At 71.0% G+C, this 4,085-nt stretch carries 2 protein-coding genes and 1 pseudogene; all 3 read right to left on the bottom strand.

The genetic code is table 11. The annotated features are described in order from the left end of the window. On the bottom strand, positions 1-138 hold a 138-nt coding region (locus PUR71_RS00565; protein ID WP_329882915.1), incomplete at its 3' end, for a roadblock/LC7 domain-containing protein. A 10-nt stretch (positions 139-148) separates the two neighbouring features. Next, positions 149-3,535, bottom strand: coding sequence for a sensor histidine kinase (locus PUR71_RS00560; RefSeq protein WP_329924289.1), 3,387 nt, complete (start codon positions 3,533-3,535; stop codon positions 149-151). Positions 3,536-3,944: 409 nt separating this feature from the next. Next, positions 3,945-4,085: pseudogene (locus PUR71_RS00555) on the bottom strand (ATP-binding protein); the annotation flags it as partial.

Below are 4,085 nucleotides of genomic sequence, written 5' to 3'. Positions count from 1 at the left end.
GGCGCGGTCCCGGGGGAAGCCCTCGGACATGCACAGCAGGAGGCCGTCCGCGGAGACCACCACGGTGTGGGACACCCCGGGGGTGTTGTCCACGAAATTGGTGATCAGCCAGTTCAGGTTCTGTGCGGCCTGGCTCATCTGAGTCAACTCAACGCTCCTGGTGGTTCGAGCCGCCGAAGAGATCGGTGCTGCGGTTCTGTCCGTTGCCGGACTGGTCTACCTGATCGGGGTCGATCCGGAAGCTTCCGGTGTTGCCGGCGGTGCGGCCCTGCTCCACGCCGCGGCGCAGGTTCGTGAGACGGCCACGGACCTCCTCGGGGCTGCGGGAGACCTGCGGCCCGTCCTGCGGGGTGGGCTTGGCGTTGCCGGCCACCAGGTTCTGCTTGGGCACGCGGCGCGGCAGGCCGGCCTGGGTGGTGCCACCGGACGCGGGCTCGCGCAGTTGCTCGGCCCGCTGCCAGGCGTTGTCGTTCGGCGACTGCCAGGCGGAGTTGGCGGTCGGACCGGTCGGGCCGTAGCCGCCGAGCGCCGACACGTCGTGCCCGCGGGACTCGGAGGACGTCGAGGTGTCCTTGGCGCCGGCGAACCAGTTCGGGGTCTCGCCGTCGGCACCGGCGGGCGCGGGCGTCACGGCCGGGCCGCCGGTGGCCAGCTGCTGGCCGGGGCGGCGCTGCGGCAGCCCGGACGGCAGGGTGGTGGCCGGGGCCTCGGCGGCGGGCAGCGCGGGCGGTTCCGGGGCGTACGGGTGGCCGGCCGGGGCGTCCTGGGCCTGCTGGGCGTACTGGTCGCCGGCGTAGCCGTCGTGGTAGCCCTGGTAGCCCTGCTCCTGGTAGTCCTGCTGCGCGTACTGGTCGTCCGCGTAGCCGGTCTGGTCGTAGCCCTGCTGCTGGTACTGGCCGTACCCGTCCTGCCCGTAGCCGTCCTGGCCGTAGCCGTCCTGGGCGTACCCGTCCTGCCCGTAGCCGTACTGGTCGTCGGCGTAGGGCTGCTGGTAGCCCTGCTGCGGGGCGTACTGGTCGTAGCCCTGCTGCGGGTACTCCTCCTCGACCTCGGCGTCCAGGACGGGCTGCTCGGCGCCGCCGTGCGGGCCGGACTCCAGCGCGGCGCGGCGGACCTGGTCGAGGCGCTGGGAGCGCTGGACGGACTCCAGGGCCGGGCTGAAGCCGGAGGATCCGGCGTTTCCGTTGCCGGTGAGGTGGTCGTCGAAGCCCAGTTCGGCGGCGCTGCGGGTGCGGGCGTCGACGGCCCACTCGGCGGCCGGCTCCTGCTCGGCGAAGATCCGCGAGACGGTGAACTGCTCCTCGGGCTCCGGCGCCGGGCCGCCCTTGGTGACGAACGGCGGGAGCATGACGAGCGAGGTGGTGCCGGCCGACTCGCCGGACGGGCGGAGCTGGACGCGGATCTCGTGGCGCTGGGAGAGCCGGCCGACCACGAAGAGGCCCATGCGGCGGGAGATGGTGGCGTCGACCGTGGGCGGCTCGGCCAGCTTCTCGTTGATCTCGGCGAAGTCGTCGGCGGTGAGGCCGATGCCCTTGTCGTGGATCTCGACCAGCACGCGGCCGTCCGGCAGGCGGGTCGCGTTGACCAGCACCCGGGTCTGCGGGCTGGAGAAGGAGGTGGCGTTCTCCAGCAGCTCGGCGAGCAGGTGGACGAGGTCGGTCACGGCAGCGCCGACGACCTCGACCTCCGGGATGCCGGACAGCTCGACGCGCTCGTACTGCTCCACCTCGGACGCGGCGGCGCGGAGCACGTCGACCAGCGGGACCGGGGTGTTCCAGCGGCGGCCGGCCTCCTCGCCCGCGAGGACGAGGAGGTTCTCGCCGTTGCGGCGCATGCGGGTCGCGAGGTGGTCCAGCTTGAAGAGGTTCTCCAGCTGGTCCGGGTCGGCCTCGTTGTTCTCCAGGTCGGTGATCAGCGCCAGCTGGCGCTGGATGAGGCCCTGGCTGCGGCGCGACAGGTTGGTGAAGATCGCGTTGACGTTGCCTCGCAGCAGCGCCTGCTCGGCGGCGAGCTCGACCGCCTGGCGGTGGACCTGGTCGAACGCCCGGGCGACCTCGCCGATCTCGTCCTTGCCGTGCAGGGGGATCGGGGTGACGGAGGTGTCGACCCGCTCGGGGTCGGTCTTGGAGAGCTTCTCGACGAGGTCCGGCAGGCGGTTGTCGGCGATCTCCAGGGCGGCGTTGCGCAGGGTGCGCATGCCGAGAATCATCGAGCGGGCGACGTAACCGGTGAGCAGCCCGGCCAGGATGAGCGCGGCGACGACGATGACCGTGTTGAGGATGGCGTCGTAGAGCGCGTTGTCCTTGAGGCTCCGGGAGTCCGTGAGCACGTCGTCGAGCAGCTGGACTTCGGTGTTCCGCAGGGCCTGGATGTGGTTGCCGGCGGCCTGGTTCCAGTTCTCCGGGGTCAGACCGGCGTCCTTGGCCTCCTTGAAGGCGGCGTCGGCGGCGGCCTTGCCCTTGGTCTGGCCGTCTGCGGCGGCCTGGCTGTAGGCGGCGGCGAGGTTCAGCAGCGACTGCATGGTCGGCGCGGTGCCGTTCGGCATCTTGTACGCCGAACGCTCCTGCGCGGTGGCCAGGGCGACCTGCGCGTCCGCGTACTTCTTGGCGTCGACCGGGTCGCTACCGGTGTTGAACTCCGTGAGTGCGGTCTGCTCCAGCTTCTCCGAGACGATGATCTGCTCGGTGAGGTCCTGGTTCTCGTAGCGCGTCACGGAGTTCGACCCGATGCCGACCAGCAGGTGCAGCATGAGGGCGCGCTGGGTCGAGGCCGAGGCCTTGGCCAGCGACATGGCGTAGATCGCGCGGCCCTTGCTGGTCGCGTTGGTGGAGCCGAGGCCGACCGAGTTGTCGAAGGCCAGCAGCGGCGCGAACAGCGTCGAGTAGGCGTCCGCGGTGGCGCTCGCGAACAGCTCGCCGCCGTACGCGTTGGCGCGCAGGTGCGGCAGGTTGATCACGAGGTCCTGGAAGGCCTGGTGGCGGCGCGGGAGCTCGCCGGACTTGTCCGAGGCGTCGTAGGCGGCGTTGTACGCCTTCAGCGCGGTGTCCGTGGCGGCGCGGGTCTTGGCGACCGTGCCGTCCGGGTCCTGCTTGGTGAGGATCGGTATCAGCGTCTTGTCGCGCTCGTTCTCGAGCGCCTCGGCGAGCTCGGTGGCCGCCTTGGCGAGCTCGGCGGTCTTCTCGGCGCGGGACGCCTTGATGTAGCCGTCGACCGAGGTGTTCACGCGGAGGCCGCCGAACACGAGGCTGATGATGACCGGGATCAGGAGGATCGCGATCAGACGCGTCGGCACGCGCCAGTTGCGCGGCCTGAGGAAGTCGTAGCGGCTGGAGCTCTCGGAGCCCGTCGTACCCGTCGAGCCGCCGCTGCGGGGCTCCTTCGGGCCGCCCGGGGGGTTCACGGGCTGCGGTGCCGGTGAGCGCTCCTCGGTCGGGGTGAACGCGGAGAATCCGGCCGATTCCGTTGCGGTACCGTTCGGCTCGCTCTGGCGGGGCTCGGAGCGCCGCTGCGGGGCGGGTTGCTGCTTACGCCTCACTCGACAACTACCTCTCGGCCGACAGTCGGCCATGGATCAATCCAGCGCTGCCCCGGGCCACGGTCCGCCGCCGGTGGGCCGGGCGGAAAAAGCTACAGGGGTAGCTGGAATTTCAGCACGTGCAGGGATGGGGGACAAACAGGCTCCGAATGCCGCCCGCGTCGGCACAATTTGGACATTCGCTGACATGACGGCGCAAAACCGTGGTCTTCTGGCGCTGAGTGACGTGATTCGGCCACGCAGCGTCACTGTTGATCACGAAATGCCTACCGAACCGTTATCCACCGCTTATGCGCGGGTCTTGCGGGGCGCCCCTGTCGGACACCTGCCGGTAAGCACCCCCGCCCCGGCGCACCGTCGGCAGGACGGTCCGCCGGGGCGGGGGGTCGCTCGCGCTCTCGCGGTCCGGTCACCGCAGCCGGGCGAGGAGGGCGTGTTCGACGAGGGTGATGAGGGCGCTCTTGGCGCTGTCGCGGCGGCGGGCGTCGAGGGTGATGACGGGGGTGTCGGCGCCGAGTTGGAGTGCTTCGCGGACTTCGTCGGGGGTGTG

The organism is Streptomyces sp. SP17BM10 (assembly GCF_036322405.1).
Classification (GTDB): domain Bacteria; phylum Actinomycetota; class Actinomycetes; order Streptomycetales; family Streptomycetaceae; genus Kitasatospora.
This window is presented reverse-complemented; position numbering and strand designations above follow the sequence as displayed.